The sequence below is a fragment of the Pediococcus argentinicus genome (genome assembly GCF_001437605.1).
Classification (GTDB): Bacteria; Bacillota; Bacilli; order Lactobacillales; family Lactobacillaceae; genus Pediococcus; species Pediococcus argentinicus.
Genome location: NZ_JQCQ01000001.1, coordinates 117,308 through 141,367 on the forward strand (window position 1 = coordinate 117,308; position 24,060 = coordinate 141,367).

Consider the following 24,060-nt stretch of genomic DNA (forward strand, 5'->3'; position numbering starts at 1 on the left):
TGAAGTATTAGCCGTTGATCTAATATTTCAGAGCATTTTTGATATCTATCATTCGGTTTCAGTTTCAACTCGCGCGCCATTTGCTAAAGAGAATGGTGGTTGCTGTGGTAATTGAAGACCAAATTGATGATATGGATAGACATGATTATATAGTAATGGTTCATCTAACTGATTAAATTGAGTTTGAACTTCATCAATTTTAAAGTTGTTAAGGCTAATATTTACTAAGTCTACAATTAAATTGCGATTTAAAACACATGAAAGGTACGGAGTATCTTGAATTGCCAGTGGAACAACGCCTGTAACCGTTAAATGTTCATTGTTCTGCTTAAATACAACAGTGTAAATACCATTTCGATCCTGCTTCTTTAGTTCTGCAGTAACGATTGGATTCAGTTTATTTTTGATCTTAGAATTTAAGTTTAACGAACTATTCAATTGATGTCCTTCAACCTTTACTCCACCATAAATTGCCATTTGATTCTGGTATTTACATGCTATAAGCATGAAGTCGGATTCAACGTTCTCAGATCGAGTTGTTCGACTAAGTGGTAATTGATGAATAGTCACTCCTCGCTCAATCAACCTAGTTACTATTTCCCACTTACCTTGAGCAATAATATGTTCAGGCTGCTCCCGTTCAATGATGTTCAAACAGTTTTCAATTGTTAATGGCTCAAGATATACTTTATCTGCCATTCCAAATGAGAGCGAAATAGCATTTGGATTATTGTTTAACAAAACTACTTGATAATTCAATGCCTGCAGTGCTTTTATTTCTTGAACAGTTGCATATTCTGCAGCACTATTTGTACCAACCTGATTATTAGCTGTTCCAAGAACTAGCACTTTAGGCTTATCATCAATTGTTAATTCATCCTCATCTTCAAATGTTGAATAATAAATATTTGTAATAAATGGAAATTCACCGGCTGTGGGCTCAATCCCTTTATATGTGGGTAGACATTTAGCAGTATTAATTCTGAAATCGCGAACACGATCAGAATGGGAATGCCACAAATGTGCCAATTGACTATCACCTAAGCCAAAATACTTAGCTTGTTTTAAAGCATCAACATCGAAAGGATTCTTACGAACATTTTGTTCAATTGAAACTAAATGCTGCAGTTTATAAAAATAAAATGCATCAACTTTGGTTAATTCAGCCAACTCGTCGACCGTATATCCACGACGAATTGCTTCAAGTAGATAGAATATTTCTCCGGCCCTTGGATGAATCAAGACATTGATTAATTGCGCTTCCGTTAATCTAGATTCGTCCAATGCAGCTTGTTCAGCAGATGTTGTTGAATCAACTGAACGAATGGCTTTTTGAAGTGCTTCTTCCATACTTCTACCAAACGCCATTACAGCTCCAGTCGATTTAACTCTAGTATTTAATTCCTGCTCAGCGTTCTTAAAACTAGCAAATGACCAAGTTGGAAATCTAACAGCAACATGGTCTAGCGTTGGTTCTATCAAAGCTAAAGACTCGTGATGCTTTAAACCTGGAATTTCAATGTCTCTTAAGTTTTTACCTAAGAGAATGCTTGAAACAACATATGCTACTGGATAACCTGTTGCACGAGCGGCAAATGCAGTACTTCGATCAAAGAATGGATTTATTCGAGTTACGAAGTAATTGTTACCGGCTGGATCCAGTGCAAATTGAACGTGACAAACGCCCTTAATTCTAAAGATTTCTGCAATTCTAAATGTTGCTTGTCGTAAAGCTTGGAATTCGGCGTCAGTTAAGGTCTGAGTTGGACTAAAGATAATGGAATCCCCAGCATGAACTCCGACCGGATTAAAGTTTTCTGCGCCATTAATCAGGAGCTTCGTTCCTTCGGCATCACGAATCACTACCATTTCAATTTCTTTAAATCCAACGATACTTTTTTCAACCGCAACTTGATGCGTTGTTGATACCTTAAAACTACTTTCAAGATTCTCAATCATTTGATGTTCATTTTCACATCGAGAACGGTTCGTTTTAGTTAAAGAAGCAATTGGTTTGATGATAACCGGATATCCAACTTTTTTAACAAAACGAATAGCCGCTTCATTACTATCTACAACAGTTGTTGGAATCGTTGGTTGTTTAATATGACTTAACACACGATTCATTAATTCTGGATTTTGTAAATTATGAATCGTTGTTGTTGTGACACCAATTGTTTTGATATTAAGCTCATCCAAAATACCGGCGTCTTCTAATTGATCAACTAATTCTAAAGCAATTCCACTACCTAACGTTGGTAAAATAGTATCAATTTGATGTTCTTTTAGGATATTAATAATCGCATTAACATTTAAATTGCTTACTATAAAGGTTACGTATTCTTTTAAATCAGCAATGATTGAATTAGCATTATTTGAGACATAATGGATTGTATGACCAGCATTATGCAATTCTTTAATTGTTTGGAGTGTTGCTGAATCAATTTCAGTATCTAATCCAATTTGATTAGGACCAGCTCCAATAATAAGAATATTTTTGACTCGTTTTCTAGCAGCCATTTAATCACCTTCCTCTGGTCGTCATCATTTCACTAAATTCATCGAAAAGTTCAGTTACTTCATAAGGACCAGGATAGCTATCTGGGAAAAACTGCACACTGAAAGCTGGATAATCACGATGACGTAAGCCTTGAATTGAACCGTCAACCATATCATAATGTGTAACCATTAATTCGTTTCGGTCTACAGTTCCTCTCTTAACTGAATATCCTTGTCCCTGGGAAGCGTACATGATTTCATCAGTAATAACAGACAAAATGGGATGATTGTTTCCGTGATGTTCAGCAGCAAGCTCTGTAACTTCACAACCATTGGCAACAGCAAAAACTTCGTGACCTAGTCCAATTGCAAATAATGGTATTTTTCGTTCAACTTCTTGAACCATCGCAATTAAGCTTTCTGGTAAGTCATTTGGGTTACCAGGCCCAGTAGAAATAATCACGCCATCGGGATCTAGATTAAAAATTTCATCTGCAGTAGCTGAATATGGCAACACCGTCACATTACAGTTTCTCTTATTTAGTTGGCGTAAAATACCATACTTTAAACCTAGATCTACCACAACAACGTTTTTACCCGAACCAGGATTTGGAAATGGCTTTGGTGTTGAGACCTGGTTTACTTGTTGATTGGTTAAAACAATCGCTTTTAGTTGATCAAAAGCGTGTTCCAAATCATTAACTGGATCAATAATACTGCCTTTGATTGTCCCAGTTTGACGAAGCTTTCTGATTAGAGCTCGAGTATCAATTCCAGTAATTCCTGGGATGTTTTGACTCTTTAAATACTCATCTAACGATAAACGACGTCGCCGATTAATTGACACATTAGCCACATCACGAACAATGACTCCCTTACAAGTAGGGTCAACAGATTCATAACTTGCTCGTTCAATCCCTGCTCCACCAATCGTTGGCTGCGAGAATACAATGATTTGGTTATGGTAAATCTGATTAGTAATGATTTGCTGATAGCCTGTCATACTTGTATTAAAAACAACTTCACCAAAAGTTGTAGCGCGTGATCCGAATGCCGTTCCCTTAAAAACGGATCCATCTTCTAATATTAAATAGCGTTCTGCCAAGATAAAACCTCCTTTGGCACGTTGAAATCATGCACTACTTTGTTTCTAAGCTAACAAGATCTTCATCGTCAATTTCATGTACTAAAACATTTATTTTTTCATTTTGTGCGGTAGGAATATTCTTGCCAACAAAGTCTGCGCGAATTGGTAATTCGCGATGTCCGCGGTCTACCAATACTGCAAGACTAATATGGTCAGGACGATCTACATCCATGATTGCATCCATTGCTGCTCGAATTGTACGGCCAGTATAAAGAACATCATCAATTAAAACGACAGTCTTTCCTTGTAAATCTAAGTCAGCTAATCCCGTGTTACTCTTTCGATCAGAATGGTTAATTGCATGAATGTCATCACGATATTCAGCAATGTCCAACTCACCAACCGGAATATCAATTTCTTCTAATTGTTTAAGTCTTTCCGCAATTCTTTTTGCCAAGAAAACTCCACGAGTTTTAATACCAATTAAAACAATGTCCTCCACGCCTTTATTACGTTCAATAATTTCATATGTAATTCGTGTTAAAGCACGTTTCATTGCCATAGCGTCCATTATTTCTTTTTCCATCAACTTATCTCCTTATAAAAAAAATCCCATTCAAAAAGAATGAGAGACTGTTTTTAACAAAGTATGTAAACCTATAGCCTCTCCGGACTAACTTAAGGTTCTATTTCATTATCTCAAGTGCCTATTTTTTGTCAAGGTTTTCGAGCGTTCTTTGAAAAATAGGTGGAACTGGAACATCGAATACCATTGCTTCACCCGTTCTTGGATGGTCAAATCCAAGTGTTTTGGCATGTAAAAATTGACCATTTCCCTTTAGTGTTTTCTTCGGCCCGTAAAGTGGATCACCAGCTACTGGATGTCCGATATACTTCAAATGAACTCTAATCTGATGAGTTCTTCCCGTTTCGAGCTGACATTCAATCAGAGTATAATCACCAAAACGCTTTAAAACTTTAAAATGTGTAACAGCTGGACGACCATCCGCCACAACAGCCATTTTTTTACGGTCAACTTTTGATCTTCCAATTGGTGCATCAACCCGACCACTATTTTCTTTAATATTGCCATGAACAATTGCCCAGTATTTACGTTCATTCTTTTTAGCTTTTAATTGTCCACTAAGACTTTTCATAGCCATGTCATTTTTAGCTACCATCAGTAAGCCAGAGGTATCCTTATCAATTCGATGGACAATTCCTGGCCGCAATTCGCCATTAACAGTTGCTAGTGGTGAATGAGCAAGAAGTCCATTTACAAGCGTTCCGTGCTCATGTCCTGGTGCCGGATGAACAACCATACCCTGTGGCTTATTAACAACAATAACATCGTCATCTTCATAAACAATATCAAGCGACATTTCTTCGGGAGTGGCTTCAACAGTTACTGGATCAGGAATCGTCACCTTAATTTGATCGTTTAATCGGACCTTGTATCTGCTGACTGTTTTTTTGTCATTTACCAAGATATTTCCATTCTCAATTAGCTTCTGAACCTGTGATCGTGAAATATTAGGCAATTGTTCTGGAATGATCTTATCAAGCCGTTGCTTCGCTGAATCTGTAATTGTTAAATTAATTGTTTCCATTATTTACCATCCAGTCGATCTTCAAATATAATCATTCCAAAAATAACAATCACACCAAACGTTAGACACATATCAGCAACATTAAAAATTGGAAATGAAAATAAATCCAATTGGAACATATCGACAACGTAATGAAGCCGAATCCGATCAATAAAATTGCCAATCGTACCAGCTAGCATAAGAACAAAACCAATTGTAAATCCAAGACTTGAACGCATTCTAAATAATAAATACACAATCACACTGATTGCGATGATTGAAACGATGTAAAAGAACCACTGACTGCCCTCTAAAATGCTCCAAGCAGCTCCTGTATTTCTCAAATTGGTAATTGAAATAATACCTTCAATTCCAGGTCTGATATGACCAATTGGAATAGTTTTATTGACGATTGATTTCACAATTTGATCAATTATTAGTAAAACCAATCCCATCATATAAACGATCATATTTTTTTTCATATCAAAAATCCTAACTTAGTTTAAAATAGTCCAGAGATTTTGCCGTTATCATCAACATCAATATCTAAAGCAGCTGGATGTTTTGGTAATCCAGGCATAGTTAGCACGTTCCCAGTTAATACAACAATAAATCCAGCACCGGTTTTAATATTTAAATCCGAAACATGGATTGTAAAGTCTGATGGGGCGCCAAGCTTTTTAGGATCATCTGTAAATGAATATTGAGTTTTAGCAATACAAATTGGAAGATTGCTCCATCCATTTGTATCAATCTCTTTTAACTTCTTCTCAGCTTTGCTTGAGTATTCAACTTTATTACCACCGTAAATATTAGAAACAACCGTCTCGATTTTATCTTTCACAGATAAGTTATTATCATAAAGTCGTTTGAAATCATCATGCGTTTCAGTGGTGCTTTCTACTACTGCTTGAGCCAAATCGGATGCACCAGCACCACCATGTTCCCAAACATTTGTATTTACGATCTTAACACCCATATCACTAACTAATTGATCAAGAAGCTTAATTTCATCTTCTGTATCACTAACAAATTGATTAATAGCTACTACAACTGGCACATTGTAGCTCTGCATATTTTTAATGTGGCGTTGTAGATTCTTAAATCCATTTTTTAGTGCCTCAAGATTTTCATTTGTTAAATCTTTTAACTTTTGCCCACCATTATATTTTAACGCCCGAATAGTTGCGACAATAACGACTGTATCAGGAGTTTTACCAAGAACAGGCGTCTTTATATCAAGAAACTTCTCGGCACCAAGATCAGCACCAAAACCAGCTTCAGTCACCGCATAGTCAGCATATTTAAGTGCTGTTTGAGTAGCTAGTACACTATTGCAACCGTGGGCAATATTAGCAAACGGTCCACCATGCATCAATGCAGGTGTGTGTTCTAAGGTTTGGACCAAATTAGGTTTAAGAGCATCCTTTAAGAGAACTGTAATTGCACCACCAACTTGCAAATCACCAACCGTGACTGGCTTTCCATCAGTATTGTTAGCAATAACAATTCTGTTAATACGGGTTTTTAGATCATGTAAATTTTTTGAAAGACAGAGCACGGCCATTAACTCACTGGCTACCGTAATATCAAATCCATCTTCACGCGGAACACCGCTGAAACGACCACCCAATCCAATAACGACATTTCTAAGTGCACGATCATTTATATCCAAAGCTCTCTTCCACGAAATGCTGCGTGGTTCAATATTTAAATCATTTCCTTGTTGAATATGATTATCAATTAAAGCTGCCAACGTATTATTAGCTGCAGTTAAGGCATGCATATCACCAGTAAAATGTAGATTGATGTCATCCATTGGTACAACTTGTGCGTATCCACCACCAGTTGCACCACCTTTCATGCCCATTACAGGTCCAAGAGATGGTTCTCTCAAGGCTAACATTGTGGAACCAGTTAATTTCTGAAGAGCATCAGCAAGTCCAACTGAAACGGTTGATTTTCCTTCTCCGGCCGGAGTTGGATTAATAGATGTAACTAAAACTAGTTTTCCCATTTTTCGTTCAGTATGATCCTCAAAAACGTTAATTTTTGCTTTTGAATTACCATATGGTTCAACAATTGCTGCATCAAATCCCGCTTTTTCAGCAATTTTTTGAATGGGCTCCATTTGAGCTGCTTGTGAAATTTCAATATCTGTTTTCATCATGCTTCTCCTCCCGCTAGTAGGTCTAGTAATTGATTTCTTGATTTTGGTGTCATCATAAATCGATATTCAATACCATTATAGAATAGTTTAATACCCCAGCGATATTTGCTAACATTTTCGATTTCATTAATATCCATAACAATCCAAGTCCGATGAATCGTGCGATTCAAAATTAAATCCTCACCAACAACTTCAATCGTTCTAGTTACAATTTGAATAGCCATAATAAGTAAAAATGCCACAAAGAATACTGCTGTAATCCAATTAAAATGAGTAACCTCTAACCAAAATATAACTCCAACAACTAACGTCATTAGAGTCCAGGACCAACTGACCAATCCGCTTAAGAAATCTGGCTGATAATAAAATCTTTCTACTCTTTTCATCGGCTTAGCCTCTTTTATCAATATAATTATTTACTGGATTAGTATACTCAGACATCTCAATGTCTTCACCCAGAACCTGTTTGGCCAGCATTTGGCCAATAATCGGTCCTGTAGTTAAGCCTGAAGAACCCAATCCAGAAGCTACGTAAATATTACTATTATCTTCTAGTTCACCAAAAAATGGCGCAAAATCGTTTGTATATGCTCGAGTTCCAACACGATAACCAATAATGTCGGCTTCTGTTAAATTTGGAATTAAGTTTTGACCACTCTTGAGTAAGTCGTCCATTACCACTTGGCTTCTACTTAAATCAAATCCTTCATCATTCTCATGGGTTGCCCCAATTATTAAAGTGTTTTTATTGGTTGGAATAAAATCTCGTTCTCCCTCAGGCATTAAAACTGGTAACCCAATTAAACTATCGACTTTTTCATCGGAAAGTTGGACCTCAATTAATTGTCCCTTTTGAGGACGTACATGAACTGTCCATCCAATCGATTCTAAACACTGTGGAAGCCATGCTCCAACTGCCAATACAACTTTATCAAAAGCAACACCATTAATGCTTAATCGTCCTTTTTCATTACTAATCGAAACAGTTTTATTTAAGTATTGCTGTTCAAAATCCGTTTGTTGATTTAAATATGCAACGAATTTCTGACCATCAATTGTCGCACCACCCTCAACAAAAAGGCCCCAATCAGATATTTGTGTGAAAGGAAACTTTTCTTGCATCATGGTTGGAGATAATTTCTGTAATTGGCCCATAAGAGTGGCATCTACTTTACGTTCTTGACCAAGTTCTAGTAAATCATCAATATCATTTTCTGTTTTTCGTGAATAAACTACTCCATCTTCACGATAAACAGAACTTGGCATCTTTGTATCGTGAGCAAGTTGATTCATAAATGCTGCACCTTCGCGTGCTAAGCGATACCATTTCTTATTACGGCGTTTAGAGAGCCATGGGGCAATAATACCAGCTGAAGCTGACGTAGCCTGTCCTTTTGCACTGTCAAATTGCGTTACCGCTACATTATCATTTTTACTAAGAATATATGATGTAGTTGCACCAACTATTCCGTTACCAATAACTGCTACTTTCATACTTTACTCACCCACTATAGAAATTAATGTTCTCTTTTTCCCCAGAATTGGAAGAAGTCTGTTCTCAGTGCTCCATTATATAATTTACGTTTTTTCGTTGCTTTTTGACCATAAAAGTTTTCAAACTCTAGGTCACTTGTTAAGAAATACTTGCTCCACGATGTTAAAGGTTTCGTCACTTGTCCTAATTGACGGTACAAAACTCGAACTGAGTCGCGATCACTTAAACGTTCACCATAAGGAGGGTTACCAACCATGACACCATTCTTTTTATCCGTTACAAAATCCTTAACTGCTTGTTGCTTAAAAGTAATCAAATCACCTAAACCTGCTTCTTCAGAATTCTTTTGAGAAATTGATACCATATTTTGGTCAATATCATAGCCTGTGATATCAAGATCAATATCATAGTTAGCTTGTTGGTCAGCTTCGTCTCTAATCTTTTCGATTAAGTCATTATCAATGAGATTCCAGTTCTCACAAGCAAAGTCACGATTAAAACCAGGAGCAATATTTTGACCAATAAGAGCAGCCTCAATCAGAATTGTTCCAGAACCACACATTGGATCGATTAACGGCATATCTGGGTGCCAGTTTGTCAATTTAACTAAAGCAGCAGCCATAGTTTCTTTCAAGGGAGCATCACCTGCAGCGACACGGTATCCACGTTTAAATAGACTATCGCCTGTAGTATCAAGTGTCACCATCACGTGATCTTTATCAATTGCAATATCAATCGCGTATTTGGGACCTGTTTCTGGTAGAACATTTCGCCAATGGAATACTTCTCTCAATTTTTCAACAATAGCTTTTTTAGAAATAGCTTGAACATCAGGAACACTATGTAATGTCGATTTTTTTGAGCGTCCACTTACTGGAAATTCGCCGTCAATTGGAATCAATTCGTCCCAGGGCAGAGATTTCACATTTTCAAATAAATCATCAAATGTTGTGGCTTCAAACTCACCGACAACAATCTTAATTCGATCAGCAGTTCTTAACCATAAATTGGTTTTAATAATGTCTGATACGTCTCCTTCAAAACGAACCCGACCGTTTTCAGTATTAACTTTGTAGCCTAAACCAATTAGTTCTTTCTTAGTTAGACTTTCCAGACCACTTGCCATTGTTGCAATTAAATTGTATTTTTTCATTGTTTTTCCCACTTTTTGATTAAATAAAAAGCTAGGATAAAAGAAATCTTTTACCCTAGCTCCTGAAATGCAAATTTCTATAAGCCATGTTTTGTCCAAAATAAATTCTCAGGAAAATCTAAATTTGGGTAATCATCTATCTCCAGATAATATCTGCCCCCACATTTTGTTCATTTTCATATGTGAAGCGCCCCTACCGTAGTTTGGGTTGCCCGCTCGAGGGGTTTACCGCGTTCCAACTAATTAGTTTCCCAATCAGATCGTCTCTGTGGCACTTTTCAGAGTTACTCGAACATAGCCGAAGCCTTAGTCGTTTCACCCGCCGTTATTTGCAAAAGCAAATACCCCAGCTTATTTTTTCGCCAGGCACGAACACTACAAGCGTCGCAGCTTGTGCGAGCATGGACTTTCCTCAGTTAACAAAAGTTAACCGCAATTACCCGAAATTTGCAAAGTTATAAATATTGTTTAAATACCTACACTTAGATACGATGTGAATCGTTATCGTCGTTTTCAAGTTGTGAACCGAATACGCGACGTTCCAAGTTTGAAAGACGCTTAAGTACGTCAACGTTAGTAGTTCCTGCAGATGGCTGAACGTCCTCAGAAACCTTTGATACTGAAGCTTGTTTCGAAAGTTCGTCAACCTTATCTAAAAGGCGTTCGTTTTCGTCTTTTAATTGTTGATTTTCCTTTTGAAATGCTTCGTAATCTTTAATTACTGAATCAAGAAAACTATCAACATCAGCGGGATCATATCCACGCATCTTTGCCTTGAATTCTTTTTGTAAAATATCTTTTGGAGTAAAATTAATGTTTTCCATTTCTGCACCTCATTGCATACTTAATTCGTACTAACACTTTGATTGTATCAAAGTTTAACGTAAATTCAAACTATCTAGCAAAACTAATTGTTAATTTCAGCATACTCTTCAGCTGCATCTTGTAATTCATAGAAATCGATCAGCCTCAAACTATAATCTGCCGTTTCTTGAAACTTTCGAATTGCTTCTAAATCAAATTCACTTTTTCCTTCATGCTCATCATCATAGATTAAAATTGCACCGTCGGTATGATTTAACATAAAACTTTGGAAATTCTTTAACTGCTGTGGGGATTGATATTCTTCTTCACTCACCTTACCGACAAAATCAACTTTAGCAATTAAATCATTTAATTTCATACGGTTGTTTTCATTCCACTGACTTCCAAAATTAGCAAATGGCATCATCATTGCTATCTGTAATTCCGGGTAATCTTTCTTTAAATCAACGGCGCATTCCAAAGACCATTGCTCAATCCCCATCTGAGGACCAGTTATAACCCAATTCAAGCCGTCTTCAATCGCGATCTTCAATTCTCTTTTTATGAGATATTTAATAACCGCTAATTTTGGATCCTTATCATTAAAGATTCCCAATTCATAACTTCTGTATCCGCTTATCCAAATTCTTTTCATATTTATTAAAAGTCCTTTTTTACAATTATGTTAAGCTGCGATTTAATCTACGTCTCTATAGTATAATATAAATACCTAAGGAGATGTTCGCGTGGAATTTAATTATCCCAATGGAAATAAATTTGTACCTAAATCTATTTCAGACAAACCAATGACAAAAAGATCTGTTCAATTTGGCAAACGTGGGATGACTCTTGAAGACGAGATTAATAATAGTAATCAGTATTATTTAAGCCATGATATCGCCGTCATTCATAAGAAACCAACACCCATTCAAATTGTTAAAGTTAAGTATCCAAAACGTAGTGCAGCTCAAATCCAAGAGGCCTACTTTAGACAGGCTTCTACTACCGATTATAACGGTGTATATAAAGGAAAGTATATTGATTTTGATGCAAAAGAAACTACTAATAAGACTTCTTTTCCATTAAAGAACTTTCATGAGCATCAGATTAAACACATGAAACAGTGTCTAAATGCTGGTGGGATTTGCTTTACAGTGATAAAATTTGTAAAATTAGACAGAGTGTTCCTTCTCAAAGCTTCCGATTTGTTCCACTATTGGGATAATAAAGATGATGGAGGGCGTCAATCTATTCCACTTGTTAACATAGAACAAGCCGGATTCGAAATTAAATATAAACTAAATCCAACGATCCCCTACTTAGATGTAGTTGATCAATTACTGAATGACAATCCATTCATTTAGGATTTAAAAAGGAGAATCACATGGATAACCACAATTCCGATCAAGATCAGCCATTGAGGAGAACGCAACACGAAACACTTCGTTCTCGACCTGATAGTAATCGCTCAGGCCTATGGAAAAAAATTATACTTGGAGTAGCCGTATTCTTCGTTGCCTGCTTCGTTATGGCAGCTGGACTATTTATGTACTATGCCAAAGGCGCTCCAAAAATAACGCATGCACAGTTGGCTAGTGATAATGCTACTGTCATTTACGACAATAAAGGTAAGGTATTAACACGACTTGGTACTCAAAATCGAGACTATGTTAATCGAAAAGATATTCCAAAAACTTTAAAGAACGCTATTGTTTCGATTGAAGACCGTCGTTTCTATAAAAATAATGGTGTTGATCCAGTTCGTATTCTTGGAGCAGCTGCTGCGAACTTAACTGGATCATCACTTGGTCTACAAGGTGCAAGTACGCTTACTCAGCAACTAGTTAAGTTAGCTGTATTCTCAACTGATGCCAAGGACCGAACTTTAAAAGTTAAGGCTCAAGAAGCTTGGTTAGCTGTTCAAGTTGATAAAAAATATAGTAAGGATCAAATTTTAGAGTTCTATATTAATAAGGTATATATGGGTAACGGTGTCTATGGAATGCAAACTGCCTCAGAATACTATTTTGGTAAGAAACTTGATAAATTAAATCTTTCGGAATTATCACTATTAGCTGGTATGCCACAGTCTCCTACTGTTTATGATCCAACTAAGAACCCGCAGTTTGCTACAGCTCGTAGAAATACTGTTCTACAGGCTATGGCTGACAATAAGGCTATTTCAGCTAGTGATGCAAAAAAAGCTCAACAAGCTGATGTTAAATCTGGCTTGTCTTCAACACATGGTACTTTACAAACTGATACCAAAAAGAAGAAGATTATCGATCCATACCTTAAAGAAGTTGTATCTGATTTAAGTGCTAAGGGTTACGATCCAAATAAAGGTGGTCTAAAAGTTTATACAAACTTAGATTACGCTGCTCAGAAGAAACTTTATGATTTAGGTAATAATAATATTGAAATTCAGTTTCCTGATGACAAGTTCCAAGTCGGAGCTTCAATGGTGAACAATGATAACGGTAAAGTCGTTGCAATGCTTGGTGGCCGTCAGACTGGTGATGTAACATTCGGTCTTAACCGAGCTGTTCAAACAGATCGTAGTTCTGGTTCAACTGCAAAACCAATCATGGATTATGGTCCTGCACTTCAATATTTAAACTGGCCAACCAATCGCAAAGTTAAGGATATTTCATTTACCTACCCTGGTTCTGAATCTCCTAAAGATCCTAACGGTGTTAAACTCTACGATTTTGATAAACGTTTTAAAGGAACTATGACAATGCGTGACGCTCTTATTCAATCCCGTAACGTTCCTGCTATTAGAACCTTACAAGATGTTGGTATGAGTGATGCTACTCAATTTCTTAAGGGATTAGGTATTAGTCAAAAGAAACCATATGATTTAGCAAATGGTATTGGATTATACATTTCTACATTACAAGAAGCTGCCGCCTATGCTGCTTTTGCTAACGGTGGTACTTTCTACAAGCCTTATTACATTAATAAAATTGTTCAACAAGACGGAAAAGAATCCACCTACAAGCCTCAAGGCAATCGTGCAATGTCATCAAGTACAGCATTTATGATGACCTCAATGTTAAAAGGTGTAACAACTGATCCTCAAGGTTCTGGTACAGCTGCTAATATTCCTGGATTGAATATGGCAACTAAAACTGGTACCGTCGCTTACCCTTCTGATATTGCAAAACAATATCCTAGTGATGCAGCTAGTGATTCTTGGATGTCTGGTTACACTAAACATTATTCAATGTCAGTTTGGACTGGATATGATCATGCAAATACAGCAACAGGTTATCTAACACAACAACAAACTGAACTCGCTCAACTCGTTTGGAAGTACATGATGAGTTATATGGCTCAATTTACTTCTAACGATGATTGGACAATGCCAGCTAGTGTCGAGAAAAAAGGTAGCAACGATTATCAATTAATTGGTAAATCTTATAAGACAACTGGTAATAGTGATTTGGATCCAAAGAATAATAGTGGCTCTGCTTCTAAGTCCGTTGGTAACTATTCATCAAGTGATAGTGATAATTCAAGAACCAATACAAATGGAACTAATGGAACAACCACAAGTACTTCTAGATTTGGAACAACGAACTCACCTACTTCAGCTTTTAATCATTAATAACAAACAAAAAGCAATCATTCTTTTGAATGATTGCTTTTTTGTATTTCTTAATTTTTATTAGTTAATTTAGTAATCGGAATTTTCGGCTTGCTACGTGTTTCAACAAGATTATTAGTTTGACTACTCTGTTGTTTTTGACGAGTAACCCCTAAATTTCCTTGAACTTGCTGAGGAGTTTTAATGTTCTTCTTCTCCCATGAAAGTAAGATTCGATCCATATACTTCAAACTGTATGCTTGATTAAGTACAGCTTCTTTCAGAGCCATTTGGATCAAATCGGAACTGTATCCGTCGTCTTTTAACCATTGATTAATCATTTCAATTTCAATTGGAGATAACATACGACCAAATTCTTGTTGAATATTGTTGAATAGTTCTTCTGTTCTGTTCTCCGTATGCTGATTTTGTTCTTCAGTATGCTGTTCTTCTAACAGTTTTGATAGTTTTTGATACAACATTTGAAAATTGTAAGCATTAGCTTCAACTGCTAAAAACTTTTTAGTTTCCAATGAATGTAAAATATTATAAAAATCAGTATCTTGAAATCCAATACTCTGAGCAACTTTATGCATTTCTGGAAACTTATTTCCTCGACCGCTCTCTTTTTGTAACTGAAGATAAACTAAAAACTCGTCATTCGACATGCCGAGTTTTTGGTAGTTATCTAAAAGAAGATTGCTGACCGAAGTATTTCCTGAATTTAACGCTTCAAGAAATAAATCATTCATAGTATCGCTCCTCTTTAAGGTTTTAATCTATTTAATAAACGTGGGAATGGAATAGCTTCTCTAATATGATCCTCACCAGTAATCCAAGTAATTGCACGTTCAAGTCCTAATCCAAATCCTGAATGAGGAACTGTTCCGTATTTACGTAAATCTAAGTACCATTCATAGTCAGGTTCATTCATACCCTTATCGCGGATAACTTGTAATAACTTATCGTAGTCAGTTTCACGTTCAGATCCACCGATGATTTCTCCATAACCTTCTGGAGCTAATAAGTCAGCACACAAATAAACATCGTCACGAGTTGGATGTGGTTTCATGTAGAAAGGTTTAATTGCTTTTGGATAGTTTAAAACGAACACAGGCTTGTCAAATTGTTCAGCCAAGAATGTTTCTTCTGGAGAACCAAAATCGTCACCCCATTTAGTATCAGGAAATTCTCCAGATTCTTGCAACATTTCAATTGCTTTATCATAAGATACTCGTGGATATGGTAATTTAGTATATTTTTCAAGAATCTTAGGATCGCGATCCAATAATTTCAATTCGTATTGGCAGTTGTCAAGAACGCTTTGAACTAAGAACGCAATATATCTTTCTTGTACTTCAAGACTCTCTTCCTGGTGCATAAATGCCATTTCTGGTTCAATCATCCAAAATTCAATTAAATGACGTCTAGTCTTCGATTTTTCAGCTCTAAATGCTGGCCCAAATGAAAATACCTTGTCATAAGCCATCGCTGCAGCTTCTTCGTATAATTGACCACTTTGAGATAAATATGCTTCACGATCAAAGTATTTTGTCTTAAATAATTCAGTGGTTCCTTCAGGAGCACTACTTGTCAAAATAGGAGCATCAATCTTAATAAAACCTTCTTTGTTGAAGAATTCATAAGTTGCACGAATAACTTCGTTACGAATTTTCATGATTGCGTATGGCTTTTTAGATCTTAACCATAAGTGACGATGATCTAATAGAAAATCTACTCCATGTTCCTTTGGTGTGATTGGATAGTCTTCACTTGTTCCTAAAACTTCTAAGCTAGAAATTTCAATTTCATAGCCAAAGTGTGAACGATCATCTTTATGAATAGTTCCGACAATCTTTAAACTTGATTCTTGACGAAGACGCTTTATTTCTTCAAACAACTCTTCACCAACTTGGTTCTTCAAAACAACTCCTTGGAAGAATCCAGTACCATCACGTAATTGTAAAAATGCGATTTTTCCACTTGAACGCTTATCAGTTAACCATCCGCCAATTTCAACTTCTTGGTCGACATAATCTTTTGAATCAATAATGTTAATTTGCTTCATTGGTTTCACTCCTAATATGATTTAACGTGTTTAATAACATTGCCCTTTTTGAAATCCAAGGTAACAATATTTAATTGCTTTTTCTGATCAATAAAACTAATATCCCAAACTGGTTGCTTATTTATAACTCCAAAACTGCTACTAGTAATCTTTTTCGCTGAATATGCGCCTCGAACCGTTTTTTCAGCTTTTGATTGACTTATACCAGTTGATTGTTTAAAAATATCAACCTGTTTTCCTGAGTCTTGAACAACCGCGAATACATATTGATGATCTTTGGTTGAACCAACTACTGTATATTCCAATGTTCCGTGTGTAAAACGTTGAACCTCATTAATATGAGTCAACTTGGCATGTTTACGAGCAATTTGACTAGAGCGCTTTACATCGACCGTGACTGGCCTTTGTAATTCATGTGCAATGATCGAAATTGATCCAACAACGCTCAATACAATAATTGTTAAAATGATTAACAAAGACTGTCGACTTCGTTTTTTTTCATTCATCAATTGCACTTCCCCCTAAAAGTCGTCACCTTTTCTAGTATAGCAAAATACAAAAACAATTAAACCCCTTTACTGTCTAAAGAAGTCTATCAAGTTTTGATGAGCTTGTTTTAAATTAACTTCATTTTTTGAAACTCCCTGAGGTAGCGCATTAATAAATTGTTTACCATATTTTCTCGTAATTAAGCGATCATCCAAAAGTACTACTGCACCTCGATCATCACTATTTCTAATCACACGACCAATTCCTTGTTTAAATCTGAGAATTGCATCGGGTAAAATAAAATTACGGAATGTACTGCCATGAGTGCGATTAAAGTTTTGTACGTATTTATCGTCCGGTGAACGGAATGGTAGCCTAGTCATAATCAACAGTTCCAATCGATCCCCGGGAAAATCAACACCTTCCCAGAAGCTAGCTGCTCCCAAAAGAATCGAATCATCCTCATCATTAAACTCACGAACAATTTTTGCATTAGATCCATGAATGCCTTGTGCTAAAATACGTCTTTCAGTTCCCAAGTCTGTCTTTCTTAGCAACGAATAAACATGCTCTACAGTTTCTAGTGAGTTAAATAAAACTAACGTTTGACGATTAATGCCGCTTGTTAAATGATAAATTGCGTCTTTCAAATAGTTCTCATATTCAGTTGAATTAGAGATATTATCCATTGAAAATTGATCGTCAGACACGACCTCTAAATCTAGTTGTTCTGAAAAATTAATACCACTATTAAACGAATGTACTGTGACATTGTCTTTAAAATTAAAGTTATCAAGAAAATAGTTTCGATTATGCCCCGCGAATAAACTTCCACCAATCAATAAAACTTTCTTAAAGTTGGCTTGAATTTTATTCTGGAACAGATTGGCAGGATTTAGAGTTCCATGGGCAATCCGGATACTTCCTTCATCGTGATTAGGTCCAACTGTAATCCAATTAATTCCATTCTGTTGCTTTAATTCAGTAACCATTGAATTGATTGTAATCATTTGCTCTGATAAACGCTGTAAGCTGATTTTGATTTCATTCCAACGTTGTAACTGATCTTTTGAAAACTGATTCCCATTATTTAGAAGATCGTCGGCAGCTTCAAATTCAATAAAAGCACCAGCCAAATCATCATTCATTTTAGTTAATGAAATTGCGAGATTATTAATACTGGAACTATTTATAGAGACATCAAATGGCTGATTATCATTTCTAACATCACTCTGACGCTTCACATCTGATATAAACAATTGATGCTGTAATTTCATAATCTTTGAATTGCAGGATTCTAGCATATTAGCGAATCTACGAACTCTAAATGTCACATTAGGATACATTTCAAAAGTATTAAAAATATTTTCACCATGATTCATAACTAACTTGCTAACAACATGATGAGTAGTTGCCATTAGTGCGTTTAAATCTAACTTAATATCCTGGCTACTTTGAGCAATTTCAACAAAGTGTTGTGCCTCATCTAAAACGAGGAATGGCTTATGTCTATCAGAGGTCTTAAAGTGATCCGGATTATTAATCAGATAACTATGATTTGTAATTAAAAAGTCAGCGTATTGTTCTTCTGCTCTATTTTTTCGATAGAAGTCGTGTCCATAAAATGGTGATTTTTTATCAAGTTCTGAATCACCCGTATGTCGAACCTGATCGATAAAATTGGAAAAACCAAGATTGCTGTTTATTTCATCCAAATCTCCACGACTAGTTTCCAATAACCAAACTAGTATTTTCATAGCAAGAATTCCTGATTCTCGACTAAAATTGTCCTTTTGTTTAATTAGTTTACTAAACCGAGTTAAGCTGAGGTAATTATTGCCACCCTTTACAACCACTGCATTAACTTTACGACCTACAATCTTTGATAGAACCGGAACACTTTGATTAATAATTTGATTTTGTAAAATGGTTGTTGGCACCGAAATGACCACTTTATTTTGTGTATTCTGTGCAACAAACCAAAGTGGTACCAAATATCCTAAGGTTTTTCCCATTCCGGTTGGTGCTTCTACAACTAAATTATCAGACAAAACATTAGGATCATTAAACTGCTGATAAATATAGTTCATCAGCATCGACTGAGTTTTACGCCATTTTAAGTCATCCGGATACATCTTTAACTTTGCGGCCTTAGATTGAGGATACTTTAAGCGTTTCTCTTGCATTTCCTTGGTTTTAACAATGTTATCTTTTTTAATGGCTAATCCTGAAATAACATCCAAGCCTTCAGGCAAATCAGCACTATTCAATCTGGCTTGTTCCAAAGTATGAGTGATTAGTTCATGAGTTTGCCTAGGTAACCCATGACCAATTCTTGTCATACATTCCAAGGTGATTATTGGTAAGTCAATCAGCTTCTTTTGCAGGTTTATAAATAATTCTGCCGTTGCATCAGCGTCACTATCAGCAGAATGCGGATCATCATGCTCAATACCCAAATAATGGGTCAAATCGCGTAACCTGTATCCTCTCACTCCGGGAAATAGAATTTGACTCAATGAAACTGTGTCCACTGCAGAAATATCCAATGCGGGATAACCACTGCGTTCTAATTCTTTATTTAAGAATGGAAAATCAAAGTCGACATTATGAGCTACAAAAACACAGCCTTGCAACATACTGTAAATTTTTCCAGCTAGATTTTCAAAAATGGGTGCATTAAATACACGCTGATTATCAATTCCTGTCAATTTAGTAATTGCAGCTGGAATGTTCATCTGTGGATTAACATCAGTAGAGTATTTTTTAATAACCTTCCCTGATTGAACAAAAGCAACGCCAATTTGAATTATTCGATTTTCACCTTGTAAGTCCGTCCCAGTTGTCTCTAAATCTACGACGGCATACTTTGTTTCTTCATTCATTTTTTCACCAATTTCTTGTTACTACTTAATTTTACCAAAAGTTTACTTTAATCACATAGAAGAAATGACGTTTTTAAGGTATTATTTACAGTGGACTAATTAAAGGAGCTGCGCTATTCATGGAAATTTCAGCAAGCAGTAACTCAAAAATAATTTTAATCGGGGAACACAGCGTAGTATACGGCCAACCAGCCATCGCCCTTCCCCTCAAGAATATTCAAACTAAAGTACATATTAAATCCAGTCAAGAATCTGGCATCTTATTTAGAAGTCGCTATTACACTGGTAATGTCGACCAAATGACTGCCAACTTATTGGGTATTAAAACACTTATTTTAAAAACTATTGACGAATTGAATGGTAACCCAAGTAACCTAACTATCACCGTTGATAGTAATATCCCTGCTGAACGCGGTATGGGTTCATCAGCTTCAACCGCTGTGGCTTTAGTGCGGGGAATCTTCAGTTTCTATCAAAAACCATTGTCACATACCAAATTGCTCAAGCAAGTAGCCATTTCAGAAAAGATTATTCATGGCTCTCCTAGTGGCCTTGATTCAGCAACTGCTAGTTCTAGTCTTCCTATCCTTTTCAAAAAGGGAACAACATTAGAAACAATCGAAATGAACCTTGATGCTTACTTGGTTATTGCCGACACTGGTATTAAAGGAAAAACTGGTACAGCCGTTCAATTGGTTCATGACAAAGTTATTTCAGATGCACACAACGAAAAACTCATTGAGGATTTAGGCGACCTTGCTCAGCAAGCAATCAAAAATCTATCTTTGAATCGCGTTGTAGAATTGGGCCAAATTATGGATCAAGCACATGCAATTTTAAAAGAATTGGGTGTTAGTCACCCTACTGTTGAACATCTGATTGAAACCGCTCAGCAAAATAATGCCTTGGGTGCTAAATTAACCGGCGGTGGGCTTGGTGGTTGCGTCATTGTACTTGTTAAAGATCACCAAACAGCTGAATCAATGAGTAATACTCTCACCGACGCCGGCGCAACGAGCACTTGGATCGAAAAACTATAACATAAGGAATTTAAACATGTCAGAACTTTTAACTGGTCATGCAAAAGCTCATACTAATATCGCTTTGATTAAGTATTGGGGTAAAGCAGACTCAAATTTAATACTACCTACTAATGACAGTATTTCGCTAACATTGGATGAATTTTATACCGAAACAAGTGTTAAATTCAGGTCAGATTTAAAACAAAATATTTTAACAATTAATCAAAAACAGCAACCCACCGATAAATTAAAAAGAGTTAATCGTATTATTAAACACTTTTCGGACATGTGGGATGGTCCAAAATTTGCAGAAATAACCTCGGATAATCATGTTCCTAATTCTGCTGGGCTAGCATCTTCAGCCTCTGCTATGGCAGCCTTAGCTGGCGCAACCATGAAAGCTACACAAACCCAGTTATCTTTAAAGGAACTTTCTAGTGTTGCTCGATTAGGATCTGGATCAGCAACCAGATCCATTTTCGGTAATTTTGTTCATTGGCATCGTGGGCATGATCACGATTCTTCCTATGCTGAACCGCTAGAATCTCCTGCTGACTTTAAAATAAATATGCTCACGGTTGTTATTAATGACCAGCCAAAGCGTATTTCTAGTACTAATGGGATGAGCAATACCGCCCAAACTTCCCCATTCTTTAAGGAATGGACAAATACAGCAAACCAAGCCATCGACGAAATGAAACAAGCTATTAGATTTGGAAACTTTTCTAAAATTGGTGAAATGGCCGAAAACAATGCTATGCAAATGCATGCCACTACATTGAGCTCAAATCCACCTTTTACGTACTTCGAGCCCGATACTTTAAAGGTTTTGCAAATTATTCAACAACTTAGGCATGACGGTATCGAGTGTTATGCTACAATTGATGCTGGTCCAAATGTTAAAATCATTTGCCAAAACAACAATCTCAAGCAAATTAAGAATAGTCTTTTGGATGAATTCAACGAAAATCAACTGATTGTTGCTCATATGGGACCCGGAATTAAAATATATTAAATTCATTTTGGAAAGGATGAGTACTTTGCTCACCGAACAAGCTCCTGGAAAACTATATATTGCTGGCGAATATGCAATTGTTGAACCCGGACACACGGCAATTATTGTAGCTTTAAATCAATTTGTAACAGCTAGTATAAAAACCACTACTAACCAAAAAGGAAGAATTATTTCTGAACAGTACCAAAACCAAATCTTATCTTGGCGACGTAATAAAGGACAGCTCGTGGTAGATGAACGCGATAATCCTTATCATTACATCTTGTCTGCTATTGCAATTACTGAAGAACTTGCTGTAGCAATGGGAAAAAAGTTGCTCACTTTCGATTTGTCTATCAATAGTGACCTTGATAATCCAGAAGGAAAAAAATATGGACTTGGTAGCTCTGCAGCCGTTACTGTTGCAACTATTAAAGTATTGGCAAAACTTTATCAGATTGAGTTGAACAAAAAGCTTTTATTTAAATTAGCTGCCATTGCTCACCTTGAGGTACAAGGTAACGGGTCTCTTGGGGATGTAGCTGCTAGTGTATACGGTGGTTGGATTGCATATCAGTCTTTTAACCGTGATTGGCTAAATAGTATGCGCCGTACCAACGACTTAAAAACTATTCTAGAAGCAGATTGGCCATTATTAAAAATTGAATTATTAGATGCGCCTAAAGATTTAGAACTATTGATCGGTTGGACAGGCTCCCCCGCTTCAACTTCCAATCTTGTGGATCAAGTTGCATCTACTGGTTACCAAAAAACCAAACGTTATGACGATTTTCTTCAAAAGAGTGAAGTTTGTATCCAAAATATTATCAAGGGATTTCATAACGCTGATTTGAAAACAATTCAAAATGGAATTATAGAGAATCGAGCTTTACTGCATGAATTGACTGACTTAAGTGGTGTAATAATTGAAACTCCTGCACTAGTTCAATTATGTTCCATTGCTGATAGTTTCGATGGTGCGTCTAAATCTTCCGGTGCTGGTGGCGGTGATTGTGGAATCGTAATCATCAACTCACTCAAACCAATTAATGACCTACTAAAAAAATGGGTTACAGCCGGAATTCAGCCACTAAAATTAGATGTCCATCATATTACCGATTATCAAATTTAATAAGGTGATTATTATGAAAAATGTTCATTCCCATCGTAAAGATGAGCACGTATCTTTAGCGGAAAAATTTTTTAGTCCTACAAGTAAGTCCGGTTTTGATGATGTTAGATTAGTTCCGAACCAACTACCTGAATTGAATCAAAATGAAATCAACCTAGCTACTAAAATTGCGGGAATTAATTTGGAATTTCCTTTTTTTATTCAAGCAATGACTGGAGGCAGCATTCAAACTGGTAAAATAAATCAACAATTAGCTGAAGTGGCCCACCAAACGCACATTGCTATGGCGGTTGGATCACAAAGTGTAGCTTTAAAGTTCTCAGAACTAGTTGATACTTTTAAAGTGGTTCGTAAAGTTAATCCTAATGGCATCTTATTAGCTAATGTTGGAGCACATACACCCTATCAAGCAGCACAAGAAGCGATTAATATGATTGATGCTAATATTTTACAAGTTCACGTTAATGTTGCTCAGGAAGTTGTTATGCCAGAAGGTGATCAAGACTTTCATTGGCTGAACAACATTAAACAAATCATTCAAAACGTAACTGTTCCTGTCATCATTAAGTCAGTTGGAACTGGTTTCTCTAAACAAGATTTTTTAGCACTCCAATCCATTGGAGCAACCAACTTCGATGTCGGTGGTTTGGGTGGAACTAATTTCATTCAGATTGAAAACGCCCGACGCTCAAATAAGGAGTTAGAATTCTTGCAAAGCTTTGGATTTTCTACCGTGGAATCCCTTCTGGAATCACGTACAACCAACAGTTCTAGTTCAATTACAGCGACTGGTGGTATTCGTAACTCTGCCGACATCATTAAATCTTTTGCCTTAGGTGCTGATAATGTTGGGATTGCCGGATTATTCCTCCACATTCTAATTAAAGAAGGTCCAGAGAATCTGATTGAATTTATCGAACAATTGAAAGAACAATTAATTAAGATCCTACTAATGACAGGTAAAAAAGAAATTACACAATTGAATCAAAACGACATTATTCTATCTAATGATTTATTCAATTTTATGAGTCAAAGAAATATAAAATAAAAGCTTATTTGTGCGATAATCCCTTTGTGGTTG

21 protein-coding genes and 1 other RNA gene are annotated in these 24,060 nt (G+C 36.2%); 6 read left to right on the forward strand and 16 right to left on the reverse strand.

Going from position 1 to position 24,060, the window contains the following annotated elements:
• Positions 1 to 48: 48 nt before the first annotated feature.
• The 12 genes from IV88_RS00565 to IV88_RS00615 form a co-directional block, all read right to left on the reverse strand.
• Positions 49 to 2,520, reverse strand: coding sequence for an ATP-binding protein (locus IV88_RS00565; protein WP_057797643.1), 2,472 nt, complete (start codon positions 2,518 to 2,520; stop codon positions 49 to 51).
• Positions 2,521 to 2,524: 4 nt separating this feature from the next.
• Entirely contained in the window at positions 2,525 to 3,604 is a 1,080-nt protein-coding gene (locus IV88_RS00570) for a carbamoyl phosphate synthase small subunit (protein WP_057797645.1), read from the reverse strand.
• Between the two features lie 34 nt (positions 3,605 to 3,638).
• Positions 3,639 to 4,172, reverse strand: a complete 534-nt coding sequence (gene pyrR, locus IV88_RS00575) for a bifunctional pyr operon transcriptional regulator/uracil phosphoribosyltransferase PyrR (protein WP_057797647.1) — start codon at positions 4,170 to 4,172, stop codon at positions 3,639 to 3,641.
• A gap of 121 nt (positions 4,173 to 4,293) precedes the next feature.
• The gene (locus IV88_RS00580) at positions 4,294 to 5,196 is read right to left on the reverse strand and encodes an RluA family pseudouridine synthase (RefSeq protein ID WP_057797649.1); all 903 of its coding nucleotides are present in this window, start codon (positions 5,194 to 5,196) and stop codon (positions 4,294 to 4,296) included.
• Complete coding sequence (gene lspA / locus IV88_RS00585) at positions 5,196 to 5,645, reverse strand: signal peptidase II (RefSeq protein WP_057797691.1); 450 nt, start codon at positions 5,643 to 5,645, stop codon at positions 5,196 to 5,198. Before lspA ends, IV88_RS00580 begins: the two co-directional genes overlap by 1 nt.
• 32 nt (positions 5,646 to 5,677) lie before the next feature.
• Entirely contained in the window at positions 5,678 to 7,342 is a 1,665-nt protein-coding gene (locus IV88_RS00590) for a formate--tetrahydrofolate ligase (RefSeq protein ID WP_057797694.1), read from the reverse strand.
• Positions 7,342 to 7,731, reverse strand: coding sequence for an EbsA family protein (locus tag IV88_RS00595; RefSeq protein WP_057797651.1), 390 nt, complete (start codon positions 7,729 to 7,731; stop codon positions 7,342 to 7,344). The genes IV88_RS00590 and IV88_RS00595 overlap by 1 nt, the downstream gene beginning before the upstream one ends.
• A gap of 4 nt (positions 7,732 to 7,735) precedes the next feature.
• The gene (locus IV88_RS00600) at positions 7,736 to 8,839 is read right to left on the reverse strand and encodes an NAD(P)/FAD-dependent oxidoreductase (protein WP_057797653.1); all 1,104 of its coding nucleotides are present in this window, start codon (positions 8,837 to 8,839) and stop codon (positions 7,736 to 7,738) included.
• A gap of 23 nt (positions 8,840 to 8,862) precedes the next feature.
• Positions 8,863 to 9,993 (reverse strand): THUMP domain-containing class I SAM-dependent RNA methyltransferase, encoded by a 1,131-nt coding sequence (locus tag IV88_RS00605; RefSeq protein WP_057797656.1) that lies wholly within the window; start codon positions 9,991 to 9,993, stop codon positions 8,863 to 8,865.
• A 75-nt stretch (positions 9,994 to 10,068) separates the two neighbouring features.
• Positions 10,069 to 10,441: RNase P RNA component class B (gene rnpB / locus IV88_RS09065), an RNA gene on the reverse strand.
• A 34-nt stretch (positions 10,442 to 10,475) separates the two neighbouring features.
• Positions 10,476 to 10,817 (reverse strand): cell division regulator GpsB, encoded by a 342-nt coding sequence (gene gpsB, locus IV88_RS00610; RefSeq protein WP_057797658.1) that lies wholly within the window; start codon positions 10,815 to 10,817, stop codon positions 10,476 to 10,478.
• A gap of 83 nt (positions 10,818 to 10,900) precedes the next feature.
• Positions 10,901 to 11,452, reverse strand: a complete 552-nt coding sequence (locus IV88_RS00615) for an SLOG family protein (RefSeq protein ID WP_057797660.1) — start codon at positions 11,450 to 11,452, stop codon at positions 10,901 to 10,903.
• Positions 11,453 to 11,543: 91 nt separating this feature from the next.
• Here IV88_RS00615 and recU point away from each other — a divergent pair, with 91 nt between their 5' ends.
• Together recU and IV88_RS00625 are read left to right on the forward strand one after the other, a co-directional pair.
• Positions 11,544 to 12,161, forward strand: coding sequence for a Holliday junction resolvase RecU (gene recU / locus IV88_RS00620; protein ID WP_057797663.1), 618 nt, complete (start codon positions 11,544 to 11,546; stop codon positions 12,159 to 12,161).
• Between the two features lie 20 nt (positions 12,162 to 12,181).
• Positions 12,182 to 14,410 (forward strand): transglycosylase domain-containing protein, encoded by a 2,229-nt coding sequence (locus IV88_RS00625; RefSeq protein WP_057797665.1) that lies wholly within the window; start codon positions 12,182 to 12,184, stop codon positions 14,408 to 14,410.
• 50 nt (positions 14,411 to 14,460) lie between these two features.
• Here the strand turns inward: IV88_RS00625 and IV88_RS00630 are convergent, their stop codons facing one another.
• The 4 genes from IV88_RS00630 to IV88_RS00645 all read right to left on the reverse strand — a co-directional run bounded on the left by IV88_RS00630 (position 14,461) and on the right by IV88_RS00645 (position 19,831).
• A complete protein-coding gene (locus IV88_RS00630) occupies positions 14,461 to 15,141 on the reverse strand; it encodes a DnaD domain-containing protein (RefSeq protein WP_057797666.1) in 681 nt (226 codons plus the stop codon).
• Between the two features lie 14 nt (positions 15,142 to 15,155).
• Positions 15,156 to 16,457 carry an asparagine--tRNA ligase gene (asnS, locus tag IV88_RS00635; RefSeq protein ID WP_057797668.1) on the reverse strand — a complete coding sequence of 434 codons (1,302 nt, stop codon included), beginning with the start codon at positions 16,455 to 16,457 and terminating at the stop codon, positions 15,156 to 15,158.
• Positions 16,458 to 16,468: 11 nt separating this feature from the next.
• Complete coding sequence (locus IV88_RS00640) at positions 16,469 to 16,963, reverse strand: hypothetical protein (protein WP_057797670.1); 495 nt, start codon at positions 16,961 to 16,963, stop codon at positions 16,469 to 16,471.
• Between the two features lie 69 nt (positions 16,964 to 17,032).
• A complete protein-coding gene (locus IV88_RS00645) occupies positions 17,033 to 19,831 on the reverse strand; it encodes a helicase C-terminal domain-containing protein (RefSeq protein WP_057797672.1) in 2,799 nt (932 codons plus the stop codon).
• A 119-nt stretch (positions 19,832 to 19,950) separates the two neighbouring features.
• Here IV88_RS00645 and mvk point away from each other — a divergent pair, with 119 nt between their 5' ends.
• From mvk to fni, 4 genes are read left to right on the forward strand one after another with little or no spacing between them, the layout of a single operon-like run.
• Positions 19,951 to 20,871: a mevalonate kinase gene (gene mvk / locus IV88_RS00650; protein ID WP_057797674.1), complete on the forward strand. Its 921-nt coding sequence runs from the start codon at positions 19,951 to 19,953 to the stop codon at positions 20,869 to 20,871.
• Between the two features lie 16 nt (positions 20,872 to 20,887).
• Positions 20,888 to 21,868: a diphosphomevalonate decarboxylase gene (gene mvaD, locus IV88_RS00655; RefSeq protein WP_057797676.1), complete on the forward strand. Its 981-nt coding sequence runs from the start codon at positions 20,888 to 20,890 to the stop codon at positions 21,866 to 21,868.
• Positions 21,869 to 21,893: 25 nt separating this feature from the next.
• Complete coding sequence (locus IV88_RS00660; protein ID WP_057797678.1) at positions 21,894 to 22,979, forward strand: phosphomevalonate kinase; 1,086 nt, start codon at positions 21,894 to 21,896, stop codon at positions 22,977 to 22,979.
• A gap of 13 nt (positions 22,980 to 22,992) precedes the next feature.
• Positions 22,993 to 24,027: a type 2 isopentenyl-diphosphate Delta-isomerase gene (fni, locus tag IV88_RS00665; protein ID WP_057797680.1), complete on the forward strand. Its 1,035-nt coding sequence runs from the start codon at positions 22,993 to 22,995 to the stop codon at positions 24,025 to 24,027.
• Positions 24,028 to 24,060: the final 33 nt, after the last annotated feature.

Excerpts from the sequence above, each read along its gene's own strand:
- IV88_RS00565 (WP_057797643.1), bottom strand. The coding sequence starts at position 2,520 with ATGGCTGCTAGAAAACGAGTCAAAAATATTCTTATTATTGGAGCTGGT.
- pyrR (WP_057797647.1), bottom strand. The coding sequence starts at position 4,172 with ATGGAAAAAGAAATAATGGACGCTATGGCAATGAAACGTGCTTTAACA.
- IV88_RS00580 (WP_057797649.1), bottom strand. The coding sequence starts at position 5,196 with ATGGAAACAATTAATTTAACAATTACAGATTCAGCGAAGCAACGGCTT.
- lspA (WP_057797691.1), bottom strand. The coding sequence starts at position 5,645 with ATGATCGTTTATATGATGGGATTGGTTTTACTAATAATTGATCAAATT.
- IV88_RS00590 (WP_057797694.1), bottom strand. The coding sequence starts at position 7,342 with ATGAAAACAGATATTGAAATTTCACAAGCAGCTCAAATGGAGCCCATT.
- IV88_RS00595 (WP_057797651.1), bottom strand. The coding sequence starts at position 7,731 with ATGAAAAGAGTAGAAAGATTTTATTATCAGCCAGATTTCTTAAGCGGA.
- IV88_RS00600 (WP_057797653.1), bottom strand. The coding sequence starts at position 8,839 with ATGAAAGTAGCAGTTATTGGTAACGGAATAGTTGGTGCAACTACATCA.
- IV88_RS00605 (WP_057797656.1), bottom strand. The coding sequence starts at position 9,993 with ATGAAAAAATACAATTTAATTGCAACAATGGCAAGTGGTCTGGAAAGT.
- gpsB (WP_057797658.1), bottom strand. The coding sequence starts at position 10,817 with ATGGAAAACATTAATTTTACTCCAAAAGATATTTTACAAAAAGAATTC.
- IV88_RS00615 (WP_057797660.1), bottom strand. The coding sequence starts at position 11,452 with ATGAAAAGAATTTGGATAAGCGGATACAGAAGTTATGAATTGGGAATC.
- IV88_RS00625 (WP_057797665.1), top strand. The coding sequence starts at position 12,182 with ATGGATAACCACAATTCCGATCAAGATCAGCCATTGAGGAGAACGCAA.
- IV88_RS00630 (WP_057797666.1), bottom strand. The coding sequence starts at position 15,141 with ATGAATGATTTATTTCTTGAAGCGTTAAATTCAGGAAATACTTCGGTC.
- asnS (WP_057797668.1), bottom strand. The coding sequence starts at position 16,457 with ATGAAGCAAATTAACATTATTGATTCAAAAGATTATGTCGACCAAGAA.
- IV88_RS00640 (WP_057797670.1), bottom strand. The coding sequence starts at position 16,963 with ATGAATGAAAAAAAACGAAGTCGACAGTCTTTGTTAATCATTTTAACA.
- IV88_RS00645 (WP_057797672.1), bottom strand. The coding sequence starts at position 19,831 with ATGAATGAAGAAACAAAGTATGCCGTCGTAGATTTAGAGACAACTGGG.
- mvk (WP_057797674.1), top strand. The coding sequence starts at position 19,951 with ATGGAAATTTCAGCAAGCAGTAACTCAAAAATAATTTTAATCGGGGAA.
- mvaD (WP_057797676.1), top strand. The coding sequence starts at position 20,888 with ATGTCAGAACTTTTAACTGGTCATGCAAAAGCTCATACTAATATCGCT.
- fni (WP_057797680.1), top strand. The coding sequence starts at position 22,993 with ATGAAAAATGTTCATTCCCATCGTAAAGATGAGCACGTATCTTTAGCG.